Source organism: Pseudomonas sp. Bc-h, from assembly GCF_002080045.1.
Lineage (GTDB): Bacteria > Pseudomonadota > Gammaproteobacteria > Pseudomonadales > Pseudomonadaceae > Aquipseudomonas.
Genome location: NZ_MUIN01000015.1, coordinates 114,070 through 139,215 on the forward strand (window position 1 = coordinate 114,070; position 25,146 = coordinate 139,215).

The 25,146-nt window shown below is 60.0% G+C and carries 27 protein-coding genes; 13 read left to right on the plus strand and 14 right to left on the minus strand.

The features are described 5' to 3' along the window. Positions 1-61: 61 nt before the first annotated feature. The 8 genes from BWR59_RS27660 to BWR59_RS27695 are packed head-to-tail and all read left to right on the plus strand — an operon-like array spanning position 62 to position 6,146. Positions 62-865, plus strand: a complete 804-nt coding sequence (locus BWR59_RS27660) for a heme ABC transporter permease (RefSeq protein WP_168184543.1) — start codon at positions 62-64, stop codon at positions 863-865. After that, a complete protein-coding gene (gene ccmD, locus BWR59_RS27665) occupies positions 862-1,038 on the plus strand; it encodes a heme exporter protein CcmD (protein ID WP_081568875.1) in 177 nt (58 codons plus the stop codon). The genes BWR59_RS27660 and ccmD overlap by 4 nt, the downstream gene beginning before the upstream one ends. Further along, positions 1,035-1,514 carry a cytochrome c maturation protein CcmE gene (ccmE, locus tag BWR59_RS27670; RefSeq protein ID WP_081568876.1) on the plus strand — a complete coding sequence of 160 codons (480 nt, stop codon included), beginning with the start codon at positions 1,035-1,037 and terminating at the stop codon, positions 1,512-1,514. The genes ccmD and ccmE overlap by 4 nt, the downstream gene beginning before the upstream one ends. 3 nt (positions 1,515-1,517) lie before the next feature. Then, complete coding sequence (locus BWR59_RS27675) at positions 1,518-3,491, plus strand: heme lyase CcmF/NrfE family subunit (protein WP_081568877.1); 1,974 nt, start codon at positions 1,518-1,520, stop codon at positions 3,489-3,491. Further along, positions 3,488-4,024: a DsbE family thiol:disulfide interchange protein gene (locus BWR59_RS27680; protein WP_081568878.1), complete on the plus strand. Its 537-nt coding sequence runs from the start codon at positions 3,488-3,490 to the stop codon at positions 4,022-4,024. Before BWR59_RS27675 ends, BWR59_RS27680 begins: the two co-directional genes overlap by 4 nt. Further along, on the plus strand, positions 4,021-4,491 hold the full coding sequence (locus tag BWR59_RS27685; RefSeq protein WP_081568879.1) for a cytochrome c-type biogenesis protein: 471 nt from the start codon (positions 4,021-4,023) through the stop codon (positions 4,489-4,491). Before BWR59_RS27680 ends, BWR59_RS27685 begins: the two co-directional genes overlap by 4 nt. Next, a complete protein-coding gene (ccmI, locus tag BWR59_RS27690) occupies positions 4,488-5,693 on the plus strand; it encodes a c-type cytochrome biogenesis protein CcmI (RefSeq protein ID WP_081568880.1) in 1,206 nt (401 codons plus the stop codon). The genes BWR59_RS27685 and ccmI overlap by 4 nt, the downstream gene beginning before the upstream one ends. A 39-nt stretch (positions 5,694-5,732) precedes the next feature. After that, entirely contained in the window at positions 5,733-6,146 is a 414-nt protein-coding gene (locus tag BWR59_RS27695; protein ID WP_081568881.1) for a hypothetical protein, read from the plus strand. A 138-nt stretch (positions 6,147-6,284) separates the two neighbouring features. Here the strand turns inward: BWR59_RS27695 and BWR59_RS27700 are convergent, their stop codons facing one another. The 4 genes from BWR59_RS27700 to BWR59_RS27715 all read right to left on the minus strand — a co-directional run bounded on the left by BWR59_RS27700 (position 6,285) and on the right by BWR59_RS27715 (position 10,996). Next, positions 6,285-7,283: a sulfate ABC transporter substrate-binding protein gene (locus tag BWR59_RS27700; RefSeq protein ID WP_081568882.1), complete on the minus strand. Its 999-nt coding sequence runs from the start codon at positions 7,281-7,283 to the stop codon at positions 6,285-6,287. A gap of 110 nt (positions 7,284-7,393) precedes the next feature. Beyond that, the gene (locus tag BWR59_RS27705) at positions 7,394-8,251 is read right to left on the minus strand and encodes an ion transporter (RefSeq protein ID WP_081568883.1); all 858 of its coding nucleotides are present in this window, start codon (positions 8,249-8,251) and stop codon (positions 7,394-7,396) included. A gap of 45 nt (positions 8,252-8,296) precedes the next feature. Next, positions 8,297-9,181, minus strand: a complete 885-nt coding sequence (locus BWR59_RS27710; RefSeq protein ID WP_081568884.1) for an urea transporter — start codon at positions 9,179-9,181, stop codon at positions 8,297-8,299. Positions 9,182-9,364: 183 nt separating this feature from the next. Beyond that, a complete protein-coding gene (locus tag BWR59_RS27715; protein ID WP_081568885.1) occupies positions 9,365-10,996 on the minus strand; it encodes a methyl-accepting chemotaxis protein in 1,632 nt (543 codons plus the stop codon). 594 nt (positions 10,997-11,590) lie between these two features. On the opposite strand from BWR59_RS27715, the gene BWR59_RS27720 reads away from it, so the two are divergent. After that, positions 11,591-11,983, plus strand: a complete 393-nt coding sequence (locus tag BWR59_RS27720; RefSeq protein WP_081568886.1) for a response regulator — start codon at positions 11,591-11,593, stop codon at positions 11,981-11,983. A gap of 3 nt (positions 11,984-11,986) precedes the next feature. Here the strand turns inward: BWR59_RS27720 and BWR59_RS27725 are convergent, their stop codons facing one another. Continuing rightward, positions 11,987-12,595, minus strand: a complete 609-nt coding sequence (locus tag BWR59_RS27725; RefSeq protein WP_081568887.1) for a TetR/AcrR family transcriptional regulator — start codon at positions 12,593-12,595, stop codon at positions 11,987-11,989. Between the two features lie 140 nt (positions 12,596-12,735). Here BWR59_RS27725 and BWR59_RS27730 point away from each other — a divergent pair, with 140 nt between their 5' ends. From BWR59_RS27730 to BWR59_RS27740, 3 genes are all read left to right on the plus strand, one after another. Further along, positions 12,736-13,677 carry a DUF808 domain-containing protein gene (locus tag BWR59_RS27730; RefSeq protein ID WP_081568888.1) on the plus strand — a complete coding sequence of 314 codons (942 nt, stop codon included), beginning with the start codon at positions 12,736-12,738 and terminating at the stop codon, positions 13,675-13,677. 28 nt (positions 13,678-13,705) lie between these two features. Further along, complete coding sequence (locus tag BWR59_RS27735) at positions 13,706-13,930, plus strand: hypothetical protein (protein WP_230982100.1); 225 nt, start codon at positions 13,706-13,708, stop codon at positions 13,928-13,930. Positions 13,931-14,304: 374 nt separating this feature from the next. Continuing rightward, positions 14,305-14,622 (plus strand): hypothetical protein, encoded by a 318-nt coding sequence (locus tag BWR59_RS27740; protein ID WP_081568889.1) that lies wholly within the window; start codon positions 14,305-14,307, stop codon positions 14,620-14,622. A 51-nt stretch (positions 14,623-14,673) separates the two neighbouring features. Here BWR59_RS27740 and BWR59_RS27745 read toward each other — a convergent pair whose 3' ends face one another. The 7 genes from BWR59_RS27745 to puuE form a co-directional block, all read right to left on the minus strand. Further along, on the minus strand, positions 14,674-15,462 hold the full coding sequence (locus tag BWR59_RS27745; protein ID WP_081568890.1) for an outer membrane protein OmpK: 789 nt from the start codon (positions 15,460-15,462) through the stop codon (positions 14,674-14,676). 383 nt (positions 15,463-15,845) lie between these two features. Continuing rightward, positions 15,846-17,201, minus strand: coding sequence for a nucleobase:cation symporter-2 family protein (locus BWR59_RS27750; protein WP_081568891.1), 1,356 nt, complete (start codon positions 17,199-17,201; stop codon positions 15,846-15,848). Between the two features lie 282 nt (positions 17,202-17,483). Continuing rightward, positions 17,484-18,785, minus strand: a complete 1,302-nt coding sequence (locus BWR59_RS27755) for a urate hydroxylase PuuD (RefSeq protein ID WP_081568892.1) — start codon at positions 18,783-18,785, stop codon at positions 17,484-17,486. A 48-nt stretch (positions 18,786-18,833) separates the two neighbouring features. Next, positions 18,834-19,337 carry an ureidoglycolate lyase gene (locus BWR59_RS27760; protein ID WP_081568893.1) on the minus strand — a complete coding sequence of 168 codons (504 nt, stop codon included), beginning with the start codon at positions 19,335-19,337 and terminating at the stop codon, positions 18,834-18,836. Between the two features lie 197 nt (positions 19,338-19,534). Further along, positions 19,535-20,530 carry an allantoicase gene (gene alc, locus BWR59_RS27765; RefSeq protein ID WP_081568894.1) on the minus strand — a complete coding sequence of 332 codons (996 nt, stop codon included), beginning with the start codon at positions 20,528-20,530 and terminating at the stop codon, positions 19,535-19,537. A 58-nt stretch (positions 20,531-20,588) separates the two neighbouring features. Next, positions 20,589-21,104 (minus strand): 2-oxo-4-hydroxy-4-carboxy-5-ureidoimidazoline decarboxylase, encoded by a 516-nt coding sequence (gene uraD, locus BWR59_RS27770; RefSeq protein ID WP_081568895.1) that lies wholly within the window; start codon positions 21,102-21,104, stop codon positions 20,589-20,591. Further along, complete coding sequence (puuE, locus tag BWR59_RS27775) at positions 21,101-22,027, minus strand: allantoinase PuuE (RefSeq protein WP_081568896.1); 927 nt, start codon at positions 22,025-22,027, stop codon at positions 21,101-21,103. The genes uraD and puuE overlap by 4 nt, the downstream gene beginning before the upstream one ends. 382 nt (positions 22,028-22,409) lie before the next feature. Here puuE and uraH point away from each other — a divergent pair, with 382 nt between their 5' ends. Next, a complete protein-coding gene (gene uraH, locus BWR59_RS27780) occupies positions 22,410-22,763 on the plus strand; it encodes a hydroxyisourate hydrolase (protein WP_081568897.1) in 354 nt (117 codons plus the stop codon). A 105-nt stretch (positions 22,764-22,868) separates the two neighbouring features. On the opposite strand, the gene BWR59_RS27785 is transcribed toward uraH, so the two are convergent. Both BWR59_RS27785 and BWR59_RS27790 read right to left on the minus strand, forming a co-directional pair. Further along, positions 22,869-23,495, minus strand: coding sequence for a LysE family translocator (locus BWR59_RS27785; RefSeq protein ID WP_081568898.1), 627 nt, complete (start codon positions 23,493-23,495; stop codon positions 22,869-22,871). 138 nt (positions 23,496-23,633) lie between these two features. Then, positions 23,634-24,977: an NCS2 family permease gene (locus BWR59_RS27790; protein ID WP_143490976.1), complete on the minus strand. Its 1,344-nt coding sequence runs from the start codon at positions 24,975-24,977 to the stop codon at positions 23,634-23,636. Between the last annotated feature and the right edge of the window lie 169 nt (positions 24,978-25,146).

Genomic DNA, 25,146 nt, shown 5'->3' on the forward strand with positions numbered 1-25,146 from the left:
TCAATAGAAGCGCCAGAACAGAACCAGAACATGAAAAGTACCGTGATGAAAAGGCAGCGTGATGAACACAAGCGCCAAGGCTAAAAGCGGCATCAGTTGGGCGTGGTTCCATAAACTGGGCTCGCCGAAATGGTTCTATGGCATCAGCGGCCGCCTGCTGCCCTGGCTGAGCATCGCTTCGGCGTTGCTGATCGGCATCGGCGTGGTCTGGGGCCTGGCCTTCGCGCCGCCGGATTATCAGCAGGGCAACAGTTTCCGCATCCTTTATATCCACGTTCCTTCCGCCATGCTGGCGCAGTCCTGCTACGTGATGCTGGCGGTGTGCGGGGTGGTCGGCCTGGTGTGGAAGATGAAGATGGCCGACGTGGCCCTGCAATGCGCCGCGCCCATCGGTGCCTGGATGACCGCCGTGGCGCTGGTCACCGGCGCGATCTGGGGCAAGCCGACCTGGGGCTCGTGGTGGGTGTGGGATGCGCGACTGACGTCCATGCTGATTCTGCTGTTCCTGTACTTCGGTCTGATTGCGCTGGGCAACGCCATCAGCAATCGTGACAGCGCCGCCAAGGCCTGTGCGGTGCTGGCGATCGTTGGCGTGATCAACATCCCGATCATCAAGTACTCCGTGGAGTGGTGGAACACCCTGCATCAGGGCGCAACCTTCAGCCTGACCGAAAAACCGGCGATGCCTGCTGAGATGTGGCTGCCGCTGCTGTTCACCGCGCTGGGGTTCTACTGCTTTTTTGGCGCGGTGCTGCTGATGCGCATGCGCCTGGAAGTGCTCAAGCGTGAGTCCCGCGCCACCTGGGTCAAGGACGAAGTGATGAAGAGCCTTGGGCACGCCCCGCGCAAAGGAGCCGGACAGTGAGTTTCGATTCGTTTGGCGATTTTCTCGCCATGGGCAAACACGGGCTGTTCGTCTGGACCGCCTATGGCATCTGCCTGACCGTGCTGGCGATCAACGTCGCGTCACCGCTGCTGGCGCGTCGGCGTTACCTGCAACAAGAGGCGCGTCGTTTGCGCCGGGAGAGCAACACGTGAATCCGCTGCGAAAGAAGCGACTGTTGATCATCGTGGCGATCCTCGCCGGGGTCGGCATCGCTGTGAGCCTGGCCCTCAGCGCCTTGCGAGAGAACATCAACCTGTTTTACACCCCGACCCAGATCGCCAGTGGCGAAGCTCCCCATGACACGCGGATTCGCGCCGGGGGCATGGTCGAGAAGGGCTCGCTGCAACGTTCCGGCGATTCGCTGGACGTTACCTTTGTCGTCACCGACTTCAACAAGTCGGTGACCATTACCTATCGCGGCATTCTTCCGGACCTGTTCCGCGAAGGGCAGGGCATCGTTGCCCTTGGCAAGCTCAACGCCGACGGCGTGGTGGTGGCCGATGAAGTGCTGGCCAAACACGATGAGAAATACATGCCGCCAGAAGTCACTAAAGCTTTGAAGGACAGCGGCCAGTCAGCGCCGGGCACCTCTTCCAAGCAAGGCGCTCTCCCGGAAAAACAGGGGTAAACCATGATTCCCGAACTCGGCCATCTGGCCATGATCCTGGCCCTGTGCTTTGCCATCGTGCAGGCCATCGTTCCGCTCTTCGGCGCCTGGCGTGGCGACCGTCTGTGGATGGGTCTCGCTCAGCCTGCGGCGTGGGGCCAGTTTGCTTTTCTGTTATTCGCCTTCGGCTGCCTGACCTACTCGTTCATGGTCGATGACTTCTCGGTGACCTACATCGCCGAGAACTCCAACAGCGCCTTGCCCTGGTATTACAAATTCAGCGCCGTCTGGGGGGCACACGAAGGCTCGTTGCTGCTGTGGGCGTTGATTCTCGGTGGCTGGACCTTCGCCGTGTCGGTGTTCTCGCGCCAGTTGCCGCAGGTCATGCTGGCCCGCGTGCTGGCCGTGATGGGCATGATCAGCGTCGGCTTTCTGCTGTTTCTGATCCTCACCTCCAACCCGTTCAGCCGCATCCTGCCGCAGATTCCCCAGGACGGGCGCGACCTCAATCCATTGCTGCAGGACATCGGCCTGATCGTTCACCCACCGATGCTGTACATGGGCTATGTCGGTTTCTCCGTGGCTTTCGCATTCGCCATCGCCGCCTTGCTCGGCGGGCGTCTGGATGCGGCGTGGGCGCGTTGGTCGCGGCCCTGGACCATCGTCGCCTGGGCGTTCCTCGGTATCGGCATCACGCTGGGCTCGTGGTGGGCCTATTACGAACTCGGCTGGGGCGGCTGGTGGTTCTGGGACCCGGTCGAGAATGCCTCGTTCATGCCGTGGCTGGTGGGTACAGCGTTGATCCACTCGCTGGCCGTCACGGAAAAGCGCGGAGTGTTCAAAAGCTGGACCGTGTTGCTGGCCATCGCTGCGTTTTCCTTGAGCCTGCTGGGCACCTTCCTCGTACGGTCTGGCGTACTGACGTCGGTTCACGCCTTCGCCTCCGACCCGGCGCGCGGGGTGTTCATCCTGATCTTCCTGCTGATGGTGGTCGGCGGTTCGCTGACGCTGTTCGCCATCCGCGCTCCGGTGGTCAAAAGCCACGTCGGCTTCGGCCTCTGGTCGCGGGAAACCCTGCTGCTGGGCAATAACCTGGTGCTGGTGGTGGCCGCCTCGATGATCCTGCTTGGCACGCTGTACCCGTTGGTGCTCGATGCGTTGAGCGGGGCGAAGATGTCGGTCGGCCCGCCATACTTCAATGCGTTGTTCGTGCCGCTGATGGGCCTGCTCATGGCCGTGATGGCGGTGGGTGTGCTGGTGCGCTGGAAAGACACACCGGTGAAATGGCTGATGAGCATGCTCGCGCCGGTGTTGGTTGGCAGTGCGGTGCTGGCGGTCGTCGCCGGTTTCGCCATGGCCGATTTCCATTGGGCGGTGCTCGCCACCTTCCTGCTCGCCGCCTGGGTGCTGCTGGCCGGCGTACGCGATCTGCTGGACAAAACCCGTCATAAGGGCTTGTTCAAGGGCATGCGCTCGTTGACCCGCAGTTACTGGGGCATGCAGGTGGCGCATATCGGCATCGCTGTCGTGGCACTCGGCGTGGTGTTGTCCAGCCAGAACAGCGCCGAACGCGATCTGCGTCTTGCCCCCGGCGAGTCAGTCGAGCTGGGCGGTTATATGTTTGTCTTCGAAGGCGCCAAACACGTTCAAGGCCCCAACTTCACCTCGGACGAAGGCACCCTTCGCGTGCTGGAAGAAGGTAAGGAAGTGACTGTGCTGTATCCGGAAAAACGTCTGTACACCGTGCAGCGCTCGATGATGACCGAAGCCGGAATCGACGCCGGCTTTACCCGCGATCTGTACGTTGCGCTGGGTGAGCCGCTGGATAATGGCGCATGGGCCGTGCGCGTTCACGTCAAACCGTTCGTGCGCTGGATCTGGTTCGGCGGGCTGATCACCGCATTGGGCGGTTTGCTGGCGGCGCTGGACAAGCGTTATCGGGTCAAGGTCAAAGCGAAGGTGCGTGATGCACTCGGCCTGTCGGGAGCTGCGGTATGAAGCGTTGGGTGTTGCTGATTCCGCTGGCGCTGTTTCTCGGCATGGCGGCGTTTCTTTACAAAGGGCTGTATCTGGACCCGTCGGAGCTGCCGTCGGCGTTGATCGACAAGCCATTCCCGGAGTTTTCCCTGCCTGCCGTGCAGGATGGCAAGCCGGTGACCCGCGCCAGCCTGCTGGGCAAACCGGCGCTGGTGAATGTCTGGGGCACCTGGTGCATCGCCTGTCGGGTAGAGCATCCGGTGCTGACCAAACTGGCGCAGCAGGGCGTGGTGATCTACGGCGTCAACTACAAAGACGTCAACGCTGACGCCTTGAAGTGGCTCAAGGATTTTCACGACCCCTACCAGCTGAATATCAATGACGAAGCCGGCAGCCTGGGGCTCAACCTGGGTGTCTACGGCGCGCCGGAAACCTTCCTGATCGACCGCAAGGGCATCATTCGCTACAAGCATGTCGGGGTGATCGACGAGACCGTCTGGCGCGAGAAGCTGGCCGGGCTGTATCAGGGGCTGGTCGATGAGGGCAAGCAATGAAGCGCTTCATCGCCGCAGCGGCATTGGTCATGAGCTGCGCTGGCAGCGCTTACGCCGCCATCGACGCCTACACCTTCAAGAACGAAGCCGAGCGCGCTCGCTACACCGAGCTGACCCGCGAGCTGCGTTGCCCCAAATGCCAGAATCAGGACATCGCCGACTCCAACGCACCGATCGCCGCCGACCTGCGCAAAGAGATCTACCGCATGCTCGGCGAAGGCCAGAGCAATCAGCAGATCATTGATTTCATGGTCGATCGCTACGGCGAGTTCGTGCGCTACAACCCTGAGCTGAATGCCCACACCTGGTTGCTGTGGTTCGGCCCTGCCGGGCTGCTGCTCGGCGGTGCGTTGTTGATTGGCGTGATCGTGGTGCGTCGTCGCAAACAACCCGCTGAAGACGCCAATGTGCTTTCCGACGAGGAGCGTCAACGCCTCGCCCACCTGCTGGATAAAAAACACGAATGATCGATTTCTGGCTAGCGGCCGGCCTGCTGTTGCTGGTGGCCCTGAGTTTTCTGCTGATCCCTCTGTTGCGCGGTCGTCGCGCCCAGACCGAAGAAGATCGCACCGCCCTCAACGTCGCGCTGTATCAGGAGCGCCTCGCCGAGCTGCAAGAGCAGCAGGAGGAGGGCGTGCTGTCGGCGGCGCAAATGGACAGTGGCCGCGCCGAAGCCGCCCGTGAATTGCTCGCCGACACCGAAGGCGCGGGCGCTGAACGCGTCTCGCGTCTGGGCAAGCCGCTGCCGTTGCTGGTGGCGGTGCTGGTCCCGGTTCTGGGCTTGGCGCTGTACCTGCATTTTGGCGCCAGCGACAAGGTCGAGTTGTCCCGTGAGTTCGCTCAGCCGCCTGGCTCGCTGGCGCAGATGACCGAGCGCCTTGAGCGCGCGGTCAAGGCTCAGCCGGATTCCGCCGAGAGCATCTATTTCCTCGCGCGCACCTACATGGCTCAGGATCGTCCGGCCGATGCGGCGAACATGTTCGAGCGCGCCGTGGCGCTGGCCGGGCGTCAGCCGGAATTGCTCGGGCAGTGGGCCCAGGCGTTGTATTTCGCCAGCAACAAGGCCTGGACGCCGCAGATCCAGGCACTGGCGGACGAAGCGCTGAAACTCGATCCGAAGGAAGTCACAAGCCTGGGCCTCAAGGGCATCAATGCGTTCGAAAGCCAGCATTTCCAGGAGGCGGTGGATTACTGGAAGCGTCTGCTGGCGGTATTGCCGCCCAATGATCCTTCGCGCTCGGCGCTGGAAGGCGGTATCGCCCGCGCCAGCGAGCGACTGGTGCAGGGCGGTGGCACCGTGCAGGACGCGACACTGGTAGCGGCTCCCGGGGCTCATTTGAAAGTCCGCGTGACCCTGTCCGACTCGCTGAAAGCCAAGGTGCAGCCCGGCGACACGGTGTTCGTCTTCGCCCGCGCAGTCTCCGGCCCGCCGGCGCCGCTGGCGGTCAAGCGCGTGACCGTGGCCGACCTGCCTGTGGACGTCGAATTGACTGATGCCGACGCGATGATGCCGCAACTGAAACTGTCGAACTTTCCGGAAGTCCAACTGGTTGCCCGGGTATCCCGCGCAGGCCAGCCCACTTCCGGTGAGTGGATCGGTCGCAGTCAGCCGTTGCCCAGTAACGTGACTGCCCGTCAGGCCTTGACCATCGACAGCCCCGATCAGTAGCCCTGATTCGTTGCCAGCATCTTTAGAGAGTTTGCGCTTATGTATCGCGTCGCACGATTTGCCTTGTTGAGTGTGGTGGTTGCCCTGAGTGCCGCCTGTGCGGTTCAGCGGCCTGGCCCGCAGAGTTCGGAGCCGATTCCGACCGTTCCCGGACCGTCGCCGACGCCACAACCGGGAACCCCGCGCACTACGCCGCAAACCCCGCCGTCAACGCCGATTCCATCGGGCCCGAAAACCTCCTCGCACTTCGCCCCGCCGCCGGGTGGCAACAGCCACTGGGACGCTAAACTGGGCGTGCATGTGCTGGATAACGTGCCCAACACGTTCTATCGCCAGCGCACGTACTACCGCTGGAACAACGGCTGGACATGGTCCACGTCGCCAGCCGGTCCGTGGCAGGAAACCGACTCCAGCGGCGTGCCGCCGGGGTTGAGCAAGCAGTTCGGGAATTGAACTGAGCGTGATGACCTTGCTGTCTGGGTGCTAACCCTCCACCCCACAGATCAAGTGCACGACTGATGCAAGTGTCAAACTTGGGGCAATAAAAAACGGCGACTTTTTCAGGTCGCCGTTTTTGTGTGGCTGAACTGATTACTTCGCCGGATAGATCTGGTCGAACACCCCACCATCATTGAAGTGGGTCTTCTGCACGGTGCGCCAGTCGCCGAAGGTTTTCTCGACGTTGAGGAAGTCGACTTTCGGGAAACGATCGGTGTACTTCGCCAATACCGCAGGATCACGTGGACGCAGGTAGTTGTTCGCTGCAATTTCCTGGCCTTCCGGCGACCACAGGTACTTCAGGTAATCCTCGGCCAGTGCCCGGGAGCCTTTCTTGTCCACGACCTTGTCGACCAGACTCACCGGTGGCTCAGCTTCGGCGGAGACGCTTGGGTAGACCACTTCGAACTGATCGCGGCCGAACTCACGGGCGATCATTTCGGCTTCGTTCTCGAAGGTGATAAGCACATCGCCGATCTGGTTGGTCATGAAGGTCGTGGTCGCGCCACGGCCACCGGTATCGAGCACCGGCACATGGCTGAACAACTGGCCGACGAACTTCTTCGCAGCCGCTTCGTCGCCACCGTTTTTCAGCGTATAGCCCCACGCGGAGAGATAGGTATAGCGGCCGTTGCCCGAGGTTTTCGGGTTCGGCACGATCACTTCAACGCCGTCCTTGACCAGATCCGGCCAGTCTTTGAGCGCCTTCGGGTTGCCTTTGCGCACGATGAAAACAGTCGCGGAGGTGAACGGCGCGCTGTTGTTCGGCAGGCGGCTTACCCAGTTGTCCGGGACCAGTTTGCCGTTGTCGGCCAGCGCATTGATGTCGGTGGCCATGTTCATGGTGATCACGTCAGCCGGCAGGCCGTCGATGACCGAGCGCGCCTGTTTGCTTGAACCGCCGAAGGACATCTGTACCGTGACGTCTTCCTTGTGCTCAGCCTGCCAGTGCTTCTGGAAGGCGGCGTTGTAGTCTTTATAGAAGTCGCGCATCACGTCGTAGGAGACGTTGAGCAGGGTGGGCGCGGCATTGGCGGCGCTGCCGAAGGCCAGTCCGGCAGCCAGCAGAGAAGCGGCGAAGAGTTTGTTCACTGCGAATTCCTTTGTCGTGTCGAAGAGTTGTTCTTATATAAAAAGGTATGGCTAATGGCCGCGACTATAACGAAAACCCTCAACGGCCCATAGATTAAAAACTTATGTGCTTATGACTTTTGTACAGGCTCGGCCGCCGAAATCGAATCGACTTTCGGGAACAACGCATTGCCGCATCGCGAACAGAATGCCGCGCCATGCTCGTGGTTGTTCTTGGCGCACACCGGGCAGTCATGCTGCAACTGGTCGCCGCGCATGGCGTTGGCCAGCTCCGCGGTGAAAATCCCGGTGGGCACGGCGATAATCGAGTAACCGGTGATCATCACCAGTGACGAGAGAATCTGGCCCACAGGCGTCTTTGGCACAATGTCGCCGAAGCCCACCGTGGTCAGTGTGACGATTGCCCAGTAGATGCCTTTGGGAATGCTGGTGAAGCCATGCTCCGGGCCTTCGATGACGTACATCAAGGTGCCGAACACCGTGACCAGCGTCGATACGGTGACCAGAAACACGATGATCTTCTGCTTGCTGCCGCGCAGGGCCGCCAGCAGGTAATTGGCCTGTTTCAGGTAGGGGCTGAGTTTGAGCACCCGGAAGATCCGCAGCATCCGTACCACGCGCACGATCAGCAGGTACTGCGCGTCGCTGTAATAGATCGCCAGGATACCGGGCACGATCGCCAGCAGGTCGATCAGGCCGTAGAAGCTGAAGGCGTATTTCAGCGGTTTGGGCGAGCAATACAGCCGCAGCATGTACTCGACAGCGAAGACGAAGGTAAAGCCCCACTCGATGTACGCCAGGACATCGGCGTAGTCGCGATGCACCGCCTCGATGCTGTCGATGATGACGATCAGCAGGCTGCACAGAATGATCAGCAGCAGGGCTTTGTCGAAGCGCCGACCGGCCTTGGTGTCTGTCTGAAATACGATGATGCGTAGCTGTTCGCGCCAGCCGGTGTTGCTGTCCATGGTGCAGTTCCGATTGCAAGGTCGGCAGAGCCTGTGACAAAGCGTTCAGGAGCGCAACCGGTGATCTTCAATCGACTGCTGCAAAAGACGACGGCTGGCCTGTACCAGCCAGCACGCAAGAATGAACGGCGCAGTCAGGGTCGCCAGTCCCAGCCCCGAAAAGCCCGGTTGCAGAAGGATCGCCAGCACAATCGCGATTCCCGGCAGCCAGGGTTTGTAGCGCACATGACTGAACGCCAGTGCAGCCAGCGCCGGGTTGTAACCGGACAGCCCCAGCAGGGCCAGATTGCTTTCCTGCTGCCACAGGGCGAAGGCGATGCCACTGATGCAACCCAGCGCTGCCCACAACGCGGCCGTGCGGTTGGAAATCAACAGGCCGAGGCCGATCAGCACCCCGGCCAGCGGGTGGTCTAGCAAGAACACCTGCCCAAGGCCCAGTGGCAACGCCTGGATCAGATCGGAATGGGCAACGGGCGTAACAGGCAAAGGCTCGGCAAACGTCAGCATCACCCAACTGAACAGCACGAACGGCGCAGTGTAGGCCTTCAGGCACGACGCCCTCGGCGCCCGTTGCAACCAGGCGTGCATCAGCATCGCGCTCAGGCCGCCACAAGCGATGATCAGCAGCGGCAACAGTGGCGACCAATCAAAGCGATAGCAGATCAACAACCCCAGCAGCACGCCGTTATAGCTGTACACGCCAGACTGCCGCTCGGCCTTGGCGTATCCGCGACGTTGCGCCGTGAGCAACCCGGCAACCGCACCGAGCAGCGCGCCGCCGAGGGATGAAGGCGCGCTGATCAGGATCGCCAGTAGACAGAGCAGGCCGCACACAGGATTGCGTTGCAGCAGGACCTGGCTGAAGCCATTGAGCAGCGCCTCGGCCCAGTCAGGGCAGGCGGAGGAGGGGGCAGATTTGAGGGTTTCCATGTATGTATTCAATAATTGTTTTTATTGTATACATAGTGGCCTAAGAGGCAGATCTCGTTCAAGAGCCTGGCTGAGATTTCACAGACCACACGAAACACCGTGGAGGGAGCTTGCTCGCGAAGGGCTCATGACAGCCAATACTTATCCATCGGATGTCCCTGAGCTTTCGCGAGCAAGCGCCTCTTAGACCCTGAACTGCCTCAACAACCCATTCAATTGCTCGCTCAACCCTTTGAGTTGTGCGCTTGCCGCACTGGACTGCTCAGCCGCCACCGCAGTGCTCTGCGATAACTGCGCGGCCTGGGTGACGTTCTGGTTGATGTCTTCCACCACGTGGGATTGCTGCAATGTCGCGCTAGCAATCGAGGCGTTCAGGCCATTGAGGTTGCGCAGTGCCTGGCTGATCGACGTCAGGCTTTGCCCGGCGAGGTTCGCCTGTTCGATGGTCAACTGAGACGAGCGGCTGCTGTCGCCGATGACTTTCACCGCAGCGTCGGAGTGGGTTTGCAGGCGCTCGATCATCGCCTGGATTTCCGCCGTGGATTTCTGCGTGCGTTGAGCCAGCAGGCGAACCTCATCGGCGACCACCGCGAAGCCGCGCCCCTGATCACCCGCCCGCGCGGCTTCGATGGCCGCGTTCAAAGCCAGCAGGTTGGTTTGTTCGGCAATGGAGCTGATGACTTCCAGCACCCCACCAATTTGCGTGCTCTCGCTGGACAGGGTGCGAATCACTTCCACGGCCTGATTGATGGTGCCGGACAAGTGATCGATCTGCTTCAGGCTGCTGTCGATGTTGGCTTGGCCTTGCTGCGCCTGGGACTCGGCATTGCGCATCTCGCTGGCAGCGTGTTCCGCATTCTTGGCGACGTCTTGCACGCCGTAAGTCACTTCGTTGACCGCTGTCGCCACCTGTTCCATCTGCAAAGACTGTTGCTGACTGCGCTCCTGAGCCTGCACGGCATTGCTGCCCAGTTCGCTGGACGCCTGACCCAGCCCGACCGCTGACAACTGCAGTTCGGTCACGACCCGACGCAGCTTGGCGGTGAAAGCATTGAAGTGCCGCGCCAGTTGTGTGATTTCGTCGTTGCCGTGGGTTTCCAGGCTGCGGGTCAGGTCGCTTTCACCGCTGGCAATGTTGGCCATGGCCTCGACCGTGGTTTTCAACGGGCCTGCGATGCTGCGGCCAATGACGATCAACAGCAGGGCCATCACCAGAATGATGCCTGCGCTGATCGAGAGCGCCTTGATCACCTGCTGTTGGAACTCAGCCTGTACATCGTCGACGTAGACGCCTGAGCCGATGATCCAGCCCCACGGCGTGAACAGGGCGATGTAGGAGGTTTTCTCGACCGAATCGCTGGCCCCCGGTTTTGGCCAGCGGTAATTGACCATCCCTGCGCCCTTGGCTTTTGCCACGGCGACCATTTCGTTGAAGACCTGGAAACCGTCGGGGTCTTTCACGCCCGACAGATCCTGACCCACCAGCTTGGGGTTGGCCGGGTGCATGATCATCACCGGGCGCAGGTCGTTGATCCAGAAATAGTCGGTCTGGTTGTAGCGCAGGCCGCGAATCGCGTCCATGGCCTGCTGCTGGGCTTGCTCGCGGGTCAGGGTGCCGGCGCTTTCCAGGCCATGGTAGTAGTCGAGCAGGCCGCTGGCGGTCTGCACCACATGCATGGTTTTCTGCGCTTTGGCGTCATACAGGTCGTCATGGATTTGCTTGAGCATGGCCACAGCCAGCGTGAACAGCATCAACACAGCGACGATAAGGATCAGCCACAGACGCCGACTGATCGAGAGATTGCGCATATTCATAACGTCACTCCGTTCATTGTTCTTGTTATTGCGCAAACCGTTTCCACCACCGGCTTGCGAGACGACCGGTCCGCCCCACCGCTCGTTTTCGAAGACAGGCCGTCTTCAAGCATCTCGGCTCATTCCGGGCAAACGTGAGGGGGTTCACAGAAAATAGGCAGCTAGCCGTCGGCTAAGGCAGAAACGTCATGTAGACGCCCAGAAAGTGGCGTCAGATTTTTTACAGGTATAGCCAAAAGCTTACACGAAGTGGAGAGTTTCGCTCTAGGTTGGATCCCGCTTGCGCAGTACATTGGATCCATCAACTGCAGCGAAGGATCGCTGCAGGATCAAGGATGATCGACCGTTTGCCAGGAATGGCTGCCGACAGGATGTTGGACGGTGTTGCACAAACCCGCTTCGGCGGGTTTTTTCATGCCTGCAGAAATGTCGTTTCGCGCGCAATTTCTCCCTCTGTTACAACCGTTTCGACCAAATGTCATCGCCAGATGGAATTTCCAGCGCTGGCGCCGTTCACAGTACGGACAACAACCCGAGTCCAGGACAGGGCCGGCCGGGCAGGCAATGGGAAAAATTATTGTGGATGCAGCGCAAATGGCAGCAAACGGGCAGGAAAAAGGACTCATTCTGGTGGTGGAGGACGAGTCGATAATTCGCGACTTTGTGTGCGAGATTCTGGGCGACGAAGGTTTTGCGACTCACGCGCTGGAAAGCGCCGACGAGGCTGCGAAGTTTCTCGACGGTCACGCCGACCGCGTGTCGCTGCTGCTGACCGATATCCTGATGCCCGGCACCTTGAACGGCGCCGACCTTGCGAACCTGTCGGGGGACAAGTGGCCGCAGATTCCGATCCTGATCATGTCCGGTCACGAGACCCCTGAAAGCTCTGGCGTACAGCATGCGGTGACGTTCATCCGCAAGCCGTGGAGCTTCGGTCAGTTGCTCGACGGCGTGGACAAGGCGTTGCAAACCCGCAACGCGCCCTAAGGCTCAGCGGTCGGGTTCACAGCCCTTCAATACAAGACGAATGATGGTCTGGGCGGCGGCTTCGTAATCGGCGTCGTCCAGCTTGGCCTTGCCGGTAACCGTCGAGATCTGCCAGTCGAAGTCGGCGTAGGTCTGGGTCGCGGCCCAGATGCTGAACATCAGATGGTTCGGGTCCAGCGGAGCGATCAGGCCATCGTCGATCCAGCCCTGAATACAATCGATGTTGTGCTTTGCCTGGCCGTTGAGCTGCTCCACCTGCTCGGGCGTCAGGTGTGGCGCGCCGTGCATGATCTCGCTGGCGAAGACCTTGGAGGCGAAGGGCAGGTCGCGGGAAATGCGGATCTTGGAGCGGATATAGCCGCTCAACACCTCAGCCGGCACCCCATCGCGATTGAACGGCGTCGAGGCCTGCATGATCGGCTCGATAATGCTTTCGAGCACCTCGCGGTAGAGGTTTTCCTTGGATTTGAAGTAGTAATAGACGTTGGGCTTGGGCACACCCGCCTTGGCGGCGATGTCGCTGGTTTTGCTGGCGGCGAACCCTTTGTCGGCGAATTCTTCACTGGCTGCGCGCAGGATCAGTTCTTTGTTGCGCTCGCGGATGCTGCTCATAAAGCGGAATTTCCTTGCCTGCTCGGCGGTGGCGAATGTTAGCACCGGCCTCGCGGCAGGCTCAAGATTGCTGCAAAGGCAGACCGCAGCCGAGCGGGCAGGCTATGCTCGGCCAATATATCCGGAACGGGAAAACACTCATGGCAGGAAGCAGTCTTTTGGTGCTGATCGACGATATCGCTACGGTACTCGACGACGTTGCGCTGATGACCAAGATGGCGGCGAAGAAAACCGCTGGAGTACTGGGCGACGATCTGGCGCTCAACGCCCAGCAGGTATCGGGCGTACGCGCCGAACGCGAGCTGCCGGTGGTCTGGGCTGTGGCCAAGGGCTCGTTCATCAACAAGCTGATTCTGGTGCCGTCGGCGTTGGCGATCAGCGCGTTTCTGCCTTGGGCGGTGACACCCTTGTTGATGCTCGGCGGCGCGTACCTGTGTTTTGAGGGCTTTGAAAAACTGGCCCACAAGTTTCTGCACAGCACCGAGGAAGATCACGCCGAACATGCGCAATTGACCGAAGCCGTGGCCGACCCTGCGACCGATCTGGTTGCCTTCGAAAAGGACAAGATCAAGGGCGCGGTTCGCACCGATTTCATTCTCTCGGCCGAGATCATCGCCATCACCCTGGGCACCGTGGCCGGGGCTTCGCTGACGCAGCAGGTGATCGTGCTGTCGGGCATCGCCATCGTCATGACCATCGGCGTGTACGGCCTGGTCGGGGTGATCGTCAAACTCGATGATGGCGGGCTGTACCTCAGCGAGCTTGAAGGCGAGGGCAGCCTTCGCCGGATGCAACGTGCAGTGGGGCGCGGGGTACTGACGGCCGCACCGTACATGATGAAAAGCCTGTCGGTGATCGGCACGGCGGCGATGTTTCTGGTGGGTGGCGGTATTCTCGTCCACGGACTGCCGGTGTTGCATCACGGAGTCGAGTCCATCACCGCAGCGACGGCTTCGGCAGTGAGCGGGTTGTCCTGGGTCATGCCGACCCTGCTTAACGCTGTCGTCGGAGTGATTGCCGGTGCTATCGTGCTGGCTGCGGTAACCGGAGCGGGAAAAATGTGGCGCCTTTTCAAGGCCTGAACGGGTATCTGGTGGCGAGGTGTCGGACATGAACAGCCCTTTGTTTTCTAGCGTGGTCGCCTATGCCCAGCACTGTGAGCGACAGCTGGTGGAAATCCTACATCGAAGGCCGACGCTCGATCGGCAGCAGGTCATGACCTGGGTCGACGAGCAGAGCCACGCGATGAAAGACCGCGATCCACTTGATCTGCTGCGTTCGCTCAACGCCAAGGTGCGAGCGGGCAAGCCGTTGCCGTGGGAAAACCGCCCCTGAAGCGGATGCCCTCGGTTCACGTAGCAGCACGGCTTGCCGGCGGTTGCGATCTTGAAGACGTCACCGCCGGCAAGCCGGACGGCCACAGGGCGGTCAGTCAGTTATCGGCTATTTGATCTTCCGGCGTTTTCAGGCTTTCGGTTTTAAACCGACTATCGCGGCGCGGAGTTTCATGACCTGGAACACAGCCATGCTCTGCGCAAGTTCGCTCAATGTAATAACCGAACTGAGAGAGGCAGTTGTTGAGTCATTCGCGATCAGTGCACGACCAGGGGCATTTTTTAGTTCTGTAGGGGGTGTAAACTTTTCGGCGGCGCATCGATGGATCGAACAGCCACTTCGATACCCGGGGCCTGGAAGAAGGAGATACGCCGATGCATGGATACGGAATGTCCGGTGACTTGTTGCACCTGAGTGTTTATCTGTTGACTATCGTTGCCTGGCTTTACTTGTGGCTGACCTGCGTATTCAGCGCGAGTGTGCCATTCAGTAAGAAGCTGGGCACCCACGCACTACTGATCTGCGCGCTGGGCGTACCGAGCCTTGCCACCTTTATGGTCGGCGGAGCACTTTTGCTGTTCGGACTGGAGTACGTCTTGTGGAGCCTGCTGGTGGTGGGCGTTGGATTACCGCTTGCCGGGGCGCGATTGGTAAGTCGCGAGCAGCACGAACCCGGCCCGGTCGAGCGATAACGCTGAAAGTAATTGCGGCGTGGTTCACTGTACGTCCCACGCCGCCTGTCATCAGAAGAAAACCTTTACCAACAAACTCGCCGTGTTCTGGTCAGTGTCGAAGTAACGGGTGTCGTTGATCCCGTACTTGTTGGTCCAGTAGTCGTATTCAATACCGACATACAGCTGACGATCCGGCAGGTTCAGCGCTTTACCCAGGTCGTATTTGATCTGTGGGTTGAAGTGCAGGTTGGAGTGGTAGTCGCCTTTGGTGTTGGACTGTTTGTTGTCCACGACCCAGTCCATGAACCCGTCGATCAGGATGTCGGATTTGCCCACCGGAATGGTGTAGGACCAGACCGGGGTGATCTGCCAGGCGCCGTAACCCGCGCGATGGCCGTCGTTGTAGCGCTTGTAGAAGTTCAGCTGGAAGTAGTCGAAGCCCGGGATGTTAAGGTCGAAACCCGGGCCGATCAGGTAGGACTCGACGTCGCCCTCACCAAACTCGTAAGTGCCTGCCAGCAACACGTCCTTGATCGGGCCGAGTTCGAATTTCTGATCGAAGATCTTGCCCAGCGACAGGCGAGGGGAGAACTCGCCGTACAGGGTGTTATTGCCGACGCCCGCATCTTTCTTGCCGTTGTAGAAGATGTTGTCCACGAACAGGAAGTTGTCCCCGTATTTCCAGCCATCGGCATGTTCGAAGGTAAACGTCTGCTGAATTTCCGGGTTGACGGCGAAGTCTTTGCCGTAGAGGTAAGTCAGGCTGTTGCTCTGCCACTGCAGCAGATCGCCCGACATGGCCGGAGCGGCGGCAAGCAGGCTACCTGCGGCCATCAGGCTGGAAAGCGTACGGTTCATGCAATTACTCCCTTGGATTAAAAGTCGTTGTTGCCCAATGATTGACGCTCTGTTTCGGCGCCTTGTTTTTACTGATTAACCTGTCCAATCGATCAGCTTTTTAATTGATAGCAAGAGCTGAGCCAACACCCTGAAAAAAGACGAAAAAGTCTCGTCAACTGTTTTGGAAACAGTCGATTCGGGTATTTATTCGTGCCTTTTCGAGGGCGCAGAGATTGATCGGTTATCTGTCGGGTCAGTCAGGATAAGTTACGCGGTCTTGCAACCCTGTTTTTGAGCAACATTCGAGCGGCGGCGGAGGATACTGACTCGCGCAGCCGGCCTCAAGTGCTCTTTGAAAGAGCACCGAAGTCGAAAACAGGGCAGTGCGACCAGCCGGTCAGTCAGTGCGAGTGTGCAGGACCTGCCATGGCGGCGCGTTCGGCACCGCCGAGCACGTTGAACAACAGGTTCAACAGCACGGCACTGAGGGTCGCCATGGCGATACCGCTGTGGGTGATCGGCCCCATCCAGTGCGGCAGGTGGCTGAAGAACTCCGGTCGAACCACCGGAATCAGGCCCATACCGATGCTGACTGCAACCAGGAGCTGGTTGCGGCGGTCGGAGATGTCGGCCTCTTGAAGGATCTTGATTCCGGTGGCGGCGACCATGCCGAACATGGCAATCGCCGCGCCGCCGAGTACTGCCGGTGGAATCGACGCCACCAGATACGCAGCTTTGGGCAGCAGGCTCAACAGAATCAGGAAGCCACCGGCGACGATAGTCACCGAACGGCAGCGCACACCGGTCATCTGCACCAGGCCGATGTTCTGGGCGAAGGAGGAGTGGGTAAAGGTGTTGAGGAAACCGGCGAGGAACGAGGCGGCGGCGTCGCACAGCAAGCCGCGGCGAAGCATGCCGGGCGTGACTTCGCGGTCGGTGATCTTGCCCAGCGCCAGAAACATCCCGGTGGACTCGACGAAGATGATCACCACCACCAGGCACATCGAGAGGATCGGCGCGAGGCTGAACTGCGGCATGCCGAAGTGCAGCGGCGTCACCACTTTGACCCAATCCGCCTGGGCCAGACCGCTGAGGTCGACCATGCCGATGAAGCCGGAAATGATGTAGCCCAGACCCATGCCGATCAGCACCGAGATGTTGACCCAGAAACCGCGCATGAAGCGGTTGATCAGCAGGATGGTCAACAGCACCAGCGCCGCAACGGCGAGGTAGAGTGGATCACCGAAACTCACCGCCTTGCTGCCGCCACCGGCCCAGTTCACTGCAACCGGGAACAGCGACAGGCCGATCGAGGTGATCACGGTGCCAGTCACCAACGGCGGAAAGAAGCGCACGATTTTCGACATGAACGGGGCAATGAGCATGCCGAAGAACCCGGCGGCGATGGTCGCGCCGAAGATCCCCGGCAGACCCACGCCCGGCATGCCCGCCATGGCGACCATACTGCCGACGGCGGCAAAGCTGGCGCCCATCATGATCGGCATGCGAATCCCCAATGGGCCGATGCCGAGCGATTGCACCACCGTGGCGATGCCGGCGACGAGCAGGTCGGCGTTGATGAGGAAGGCGATTTCTTCGCGGGAGAGGCCAGCGGCCTGGCCGATGATCAGCGGCACCGCAACGGCACCCCCGTACATCAACAGGACGTGTTGCAGGCCCACCAGAATCAGTTGCATCAGTGGCAGGGGCTGTCGTGGTGGCGCAGCAGGGATGCGCGCGTGAGTTGACTCGGACATGCAACACCTCAATTGTTCTTATTTTTGAGTACGCCCGTTGCGGCTGGGCGGTGGAACGTCTGTATCAAGAGCAGCAGCACCGCGGTCCACTGTGGGAAGGAGCTTGCTGGCGAAGGCGGCCTGCCTGTGACACCTGCACTGGCTGAGCCTAGGTTTTCGCGAGCAAGCTCCCTCTCACAGGGGGCGGATACATCAGGTATATCGGGTACATCAGGTAGATCGGTTAAAGCAGTTGGATCAGGGTATTCAGCTGCAACAGGGGCATTATCGACGCCCCTTGCATCAATTGGTCTGCGCCCCCTTGTCGATCCATTGACCCAGCAGATCACGCTCCTGCTGAGTCATCTGGGTGATATTGCCCAGCGGCATGATCTGCGCGGTCACGGCCTGGGCCTGGATGCGCGGAGCCAGTTGCTGGATCTGTTGCGGGGTGTCGAACATGATCCCGGCTGGCGCGCTGCTGAACAGCGGGCTGGTCGGTTTGGCCGAATGGCAGACCGCGCAGCGTTCCTGAATCACGCTGTGTACCTTGTCGAAATCCACACCACCGGCGTTGCTCGCCTGAGCGGGAGCCGCTTCGGCAGGGGCGGGCGCGACTTCAGGTTTAGGTTCGTCGGCGCGATGACCGCCGATGGCTGTGGCAGGCAGGGGCTGATACTCGATCTTGGCGACTTCCGGACCACGGGGCATTTGCGCAGGGCCAGTCACGTACGCCAGGCAGATCATGCCCAGTGCGCCGACCGGCAGTGCCCAGGCGAACTTGTGGCTGTTGTGACGGGTGTTGAAGTAGTGACGAACCAACACCGCACACACTGCGATCGCCGCCAGGATCAACCAGTTGTACTGGCTGCCGTAGGTGCTCGGGAAGTGGTTGCTGATCATGATGAACAGCACCGGCAGGGTGAAGTAGTTGTTGTGGCGCGAACGCAGCAGGCCCTTGGCGGGCAGCGTCGGATCAGGCGTACGGTTTTCGGCAATGGCCGCGACCAGCGCACGCTGCGCCGGCATGATGATGCGGAACACGTTACCGACCATGATCGTGCCCAGGATCGCGCCGGTATGCAGGTATGCACCACGGCCGCTGAACACCTGAGTGAAGCCGTAGCAGGCACCGATGACCAGCACGAACAGCACCAGACCCAGAAGGCCCGGGCGCTTGCCCAGTGGCGAGTCGCAGAGCACGTCGTAGATGAACCAGCTGGCGATCAGCGAACCGACACCAATGGCAATGCCTTCGGCGCCGCTCAGGGTGCTGCCGGGGGCCAGCAGGTAAAGGGTAGGGTTTGCGTAGAACACGATGCACAGCAGCGCTACACCCGACATCCAGGTCCAGTAGGCTTCCCATTTGAACCAGTGCAGGTTGTCCGGCATGGTCGGCGGAGCCAGCTTGTATTTTTCCAGGTGATAGATGCCACCACCGTGGATCGCCCACAGATCACCGCTCAAGCCATCGCGCGGGTTGGCGCGGTTGAGGTTGTTCTCCAGCCAGACGAAGTAAAAGGACGCGCCGATCCAGGCGATCCCGACGATCATGTGAATCCAGCGCACGCCCAGATTCAGCCATTCCATCAGATGTGCAGCCACAGTCTTTACCGTTAGTCTTCCGCTACTTAACGAGCGGTCAGACCCTCATTATTTTTGGGGATCGAGAATCATCTTCTGACTCTCTTCGAAGAAATGCTCATCGCAGTTATTGCCAGTACCACTGCGATCAACCACCAGGAAGTCATCCCGCTTTTCGATCGTCAGCACCGGGTGGTGCCAGACGCCGCGATGGTAATTAACACCCTGCCTGCCATTGGAGATGAAGGCGCGGGTCAACTCTGGTTCAGGTGCATCGCCAAGTGGCGCGACCACGACCAGAAAAGGGTTGCCGAGCAGCGGAATGAAAGCCTGGCTGCCCAGCGGATGGCGCTCCAGCATGCTGACGGTCAACGGCATGTCCAGCGCATCGGCGCGGAAGATGCTGATGATCGCCTTGTCGTCCGGCGTTGCCGTTTCAACGGTGGCCAGACGATGAAAGCGCATGGTCGAGCCGTTGTTGATCATGAAATGATCGCTGCCATCGGTTTCGATGACATCACCGAAAGGGGCGAAGGCTTCTTTGGTCAACGGCTCGATAATCAGTTTGCGCATGCGGGTTCTTCTTTCTCGAAATTCGTAAATGAAAACACTGCAATTTTTGTCTTGATCGTTCCCACGCTCTGCGTGGTGACGCATCCCTGGACGCTCTGCGTCCGCTCTTGATAGACGCGGAGCGTCCGGCAGTGCATTCCCATGCAGAGCGTGGGAACGACAGCAACAGTTTTCAATAACAGCCAGCTACATCCGGGTTATTTGGCAACCTTGCCCAACACACGCAGACGGCTTACGCCACCATCCGGGAACACGTTCAGGCGGATGTGGGTGATCGGGCCCAGCGCCTTGATCTGCTCGTTGAAGGTGTGCTCGGCGTGCATTTCCAGTTTCTGGCTCGGCAGCAGTTCGCGCCAGAACAGGCTCTGGGTTTCGATCTGGCTGTCGGTGCCGCCTTTGACGTACGCGCCCTGAATCGAGCAGCTGTCCGGGTAGTTGCCCTTGAAGTGCAGGGTGTCGACGACGATCTGCTCGACTTCACCGGCATGACCCAATGCGACGATGACCCAGTCGTTGCCTGGCGTACGACGACGCGCGGTTTCCCAGCCGTCGCCCATGTTAACGCCACGGCCCGGGTTGAGGATGTTGCTCATGCGACCGAAGTGCTCGTCGGAGCACGCCAGCGCACGACCGCCGTTCAACGCTGCGGCCAGATCGACCTGTTCGTTGTCGCCCACCGAAGACCAGTCACGGTGCGGCACACCGTACACGCGCAGACGCGCGACGCCGCCGTCCGGGTAGATGTTGAAACGCAGGTGGCTGTAGGCCTTGGTGTCGCTGATCTCGTGGTAGTGATGGCTGTCGCCTTTCAATTCGACAGCCGACAGCACTTCAGTCCACACGGTGCTTTCATCCGGCTCGCCCGACGCCAGGAAGCAGGCTTCCAGCGAGGCGGATGGCGGGTAGTTGCCGGTGAAGTACGAGGTGTCGATGTCCACGCCTTTGATCGAACCGGCCACGCCCAGGCGGATCACCGCGCTGTCATAACCTTCGAAGCGCTTGCGGCGCGATTCCCAGCCGTCCATCCACTTGCCGTTGTCGTCGAACACGCCTTCTTTCCAAACAGCCGGGGTCGGCTGGAACAGGCGGTTGGCATCGGCGAACCAGTCGTCGGTGACGGAGATGATCTTGGTGCCCAGACGGGCATCGGCCAGGTTGACGAATTTTTCGAAGGGTACGGCGTAAGCTTTCATTATTTTGTCTGCCTCTGGTAATGGGCGTGGAGAGGGTCGTCAGGGCTCGGTATCAAGGTCAGAGCGCTTGCAAGCGGAACATCGCGATCTTATTGATCTCGGCCAGCGCGCAGGCGAACTCGGTGTCTGCCGAGTTGTGAATACGCGTCTCGAATGCCGCGAGGATCTGATGCCGGTTGCTGCCTTTTACCGCCATGATGAAGGGGAACGCGAACTTGGCCTTGTAGGCGTCGTTCAGCTCGGTGAAGCGTGCAAACTCGTCGCTCGTGCATTGGTGGATACCGGCGCCAGCCTGTTCGTTTGTGCTGGCTTCGGTCAGTTGGCCTTGCACGGCGGCTTTGCCGGCAAGATCCGGGTGAGCGTTGATCAGGGCCAGTTGCGTGGCGTGATCGGCGCTCAACAGGATATCGCTCATACGCGCATGCAGCGTCTCGATGTCGTCGAGATCAGTGCCTTGGCCCAGGTCATAGGCTTTTTCGGCCACCCAAGGCGAATGCTCGTAGATGTCAGCGAAGGCTTGGACAAAGTCTTCGCGGCTCAGAGAAGAGGGTGTCAGTGTCTGGAAACGGCTCATTTGCTGCCTCCTTCGAACGGGTGCTTGTCGTGCCAGTGGCGTGCAATTTCCACGCGGCGGGCGAACCACACCTGCTCATGTCCTTTGACGTATTCAAGGAAGCGCTGCAACGAGGCCAGACGGGCAGGGCGGCCGATCAGACGGCAGTGCAGGCCGATCGAAAGCATTTTCGGCGCTTCGGCACCTTCGGCGTAGAGCACATCGAACGCGTCTTTCAGGTAATCGAAAAAGTCGTCGCCCTTGTTGAAACCCTGGACCTGGGTGAAGCGCATGTCGTTGGTGTCCAGGGTGTACGGAATCACCAGATGCGGCTTGCCGGTGGAGTTGTTCGGCTCCCAATACGGCAGGTCGTCGTCATAGGTGTCGCAGTCGTACAGGAACCCGCCTTCTTCCATCACCAGGCGACGGGTGTTGGGGCCCGTGCGACCGGTGTACCAGCCCAGCGGACGTTCGCCGGTGAGTTCGGTGAGGATGCGGATCGCTTCGAGCATGTGCTCGCGTTCCTGCGCCTCGTCCATGTTCTGGTAGTCGATCCAGCGGTAACCGTGGCTGCAGATCTCGTGGCCTGCGTCGACCATCGCGCGGATCACATCCGGATGACGCTGGGCGGCCATGGCCACGGCAAAAATGGTCAGCGGGATATCGAATTGCTTGAACAGCTTGAGAACGCGCCACACGCCGGCTCGGCTGCCGTATTCGTACAGCGACTCCATGCTCATGTTGCGCTGGCCTTGCAGAGGTTGCGCAGCGACCATCTCGGACAGGAACGCTTCGGATTCCTTGTCGCCGTGCAGGATATTGCGCTCGCCGCCTTCTTCGTAGTTGAGTACGAACGACAGTGCGATCCGGGCATTGCCTGGCCAGTGTGGGTGGGGCGGGTTACTGCCGTAACCGATCAGGTCGCGTGGATAGTCGGCGCTCACTGCAATCTTCCTTATCTACGTGTTGTCTGTGGCAGGGCCTTGGTTAAGTCATCAGGCCGCCGCGGCGATGGATAGATTGTATACAACTTTATTTACGATTTGTAAGCCTGTTTTTTTGCTTTTCTCATGCCGTATGTCGCTGCAATAAACTTGCCTGAGTGGTCAACTTCGCTGGAAAAACCTCAATATTTTCCGCGACGCCCGCTGTTTCGGGCCTGTGCTGCAACGATTGGCAGCGGCGCTCTAAATTCTCATTTTTATTGTGTACAATTTTTTTTGAAAGTGTCTTAATTGCTCATCGCTCGCATTCCTCAATGCCCTGCAAGGCACTGAAAGAGTGCGAGCCCCTACTTCCAACCATCAAATGAGGCACTGACACGCCATGGGACGACTGACCACACATGTGCTGGACGCCGCGCACGGCTGCCCCGGCAGCGCAATCCGCGTTGCCCTGTACCGAGTCGAAGGCGAGCGCCTGGAGAAGGTTGCTGAAGCGCTGACCAACAGCGACGGTCGTTGCGACGCTCCTCTGTTACAGGGCGATGATTACCGTTCAGGTGTCTATCAGCTGCAATTCAGCGCCGGGGATTACTACCGCACCAAAGGCGTGAAGCTGGGCGATCAGGCGTTTCTGGATGAAGTGGTGCTGCGTTTTGGTATCGACGCCAATCAGGACCACTACCACGTGCCGCTGCTGATCTCGCCTTACAGCTACTCGACCTATCGCGGCAGCTAGTCAAACCCGCTTCACTCGCTTCATTGCTTTGCCCCGTTCCTCTTGCCCGCCCCACACTGCGGGCTTTTTTTCGTCCGCAGGAACAGTGAGGTGGGCAATGTCCGATCAGTGGCTGATCAGTGCGGCGGCACCTGCACCACCAAACAACCCGGCGCTGATGCGGTTAAACCAGCTCTGGCCCTTGCCGGTACGCAAATAGCGGGCAGCGCCCTGGGCGCTCAAGCCGTAGAACAATTTGCAGGCGAGGTCCAGCAGGGTCCAGGTGATGATCATGGTGACCAGTTGACCGAGGAAAGGCTGATCGGCTTTCAAGAACTGCGGCAGGAAGGCGGCGAAGAACAGGATGTCTTTCGGGTTGCTGCCGCCCAGCACGAAGGCGCGCCAGAACAGCGGCGCGAAGCCCGGATGAGTCAACGCCTCCGGCACTTCTGCGCCCGTGGCGGGTTGCCGGGATTGTTTCCAGCTCTGCCAGGCGAGGTAGAACAGGTACAGGCCACCGACGATTTTCAAGGCACTGAACAGTTGCTCCGATGCCATCAACAACGCGCCAAGCCCCAGGGCCGAAGCGCTGAGCAGGCAGATCGACGCGCACACGCCCCCTAGAAATGCCGGGTAGGAACGCAGCAGGCCGTAGTTGAGGCTGTTGCCGATCATCAGCAGGGACAGAGGTCCCGGGATCAGAATCACCACCAGCGCAGCGCCGCTGAACAGCAGCCAGGTTTCCAGGGTCATGCGGTCAATCTCCTTTTGTGAAATTCGGAAAAGCAAAAACGCCACCGGTGGGTGACGTCGAGGTGCAGCTTGCACGTGCTCCTGTGGGAGACGTCGTCACTTCCGACGCCTCCTGCAGGGGGATGCTTTAATGCTTGCTTACAAGAACACAAACTTGGCAATGAAGATCGCGCACAGCGCCCACAGGCTGACCGAAATCTCCTTGTGACGGCCGGTGCAGGCTTTCAGCACAACATAAGTGATGAACCCCAAGGCAATCCCGTCGGCGACCGAGAAGGTCAGCGGCATCATGATCGCGGTCACGATGGCAGGGATCGCGTCAGTGGCTTCGTCCCACTCGATGTGCGCCATGCCGCCCATCATCAGCATCGCCACATAAATCAGCGCGCCTGCGGTGGCGTAAGCCGGGATCATGCCCGCCAGCGGCGCGAAGAACATTGCGGCAACGAACAATACGCCGACGGTGACAGCGGTCAATCCGGTACGACCACCGGCGGCCACACCCGAAGCGCTCTCTACATAGCTGGTCACTGGCGGCACACCGACCATCGCGCCGAACACACTCGACGCACTGTCGGCCTTGAGGGCGCGGGACAGGTTTTCGATGCGGCCATCGTCATTCACCAGGCCGGCCCGCTGCGCCACGCCCATCAGGGTGCCAGCGGTGTCGAACATGTGGACGAAGAGGAAAGCCAGCACCACGCTGATCATGCTGACGTTGAACACGCCTGCGATGTCCATCGCCATCCAGGTCGGTGCCAGGCTCGGCGGCATGGAGAAGATGCCGTCGTAATGCACCAGCCCCAGCCCCCAACCCGCCAGCGTCACGGTGATGATGCTGATCAGGATCGCGCCGAATACCCGGTGGTAACTCAGCACGGCGATCATCAGGAAGCAGATGGCCGCCAGCAACGGGCCAGGCTCACGCAGCGAACCGAGCTTGATCAGCGTCGCCGGGCTGTCGACCACGATGCCAGCGGTCTTCAGGCCGATCAGGCCCAGAAACAGACCGACGCCCGCACCCATCGCAAAGCGCAGGCTGACCGGAATGCTGTTGAGCAGCCATTCGCGAATGCGCGAAAGGGTCAGGATCATGAAGATCACGCCCGAGATGAACACCGCGCCCAGCGCCGTCTGCCAGCTGTAACCCATGGTGCCGACCACGGTATAGGTGAAGAACGCGTTCAGGCCCATGCCCGGCGCCAGGCCCACTGGCCAGTTGGCGTAGAGGCCCATCAGCAGGCAACCCAGCGCGGCGGCGATACAGGTGGCGACGAACGCAGCGCCATGATCGATGCCGGCGTCGGCCATGATGTTGGGGTTGACGAAGATGATGTAAGCCATGGTGATGAAGGTCGTCAGGCCCGCCAACAGCTCGGTTCGAACGGTGGTGCCATGCAGGCTCAGCTTGAAGATGCGTTCAAGCAGCCCGGTACGTGGCCTGCTTTTGAGATACGTGGCTTCGACTTGAGTGGCATCCAGCGGCGCGGCTTCGGTTTTGCGACTTTCCACAGTGAATTCCTCGGAACGTTTTTGTTGTTTTTTTCAGAGCCGGTAACTGCTCCGTGAGGCGAGACAGCCCTCAGTCCAATTTCTTGACTGAAAGGTCAGAAACGTGCACGAGCGAATTATGCTTTTGTATACAAATAAT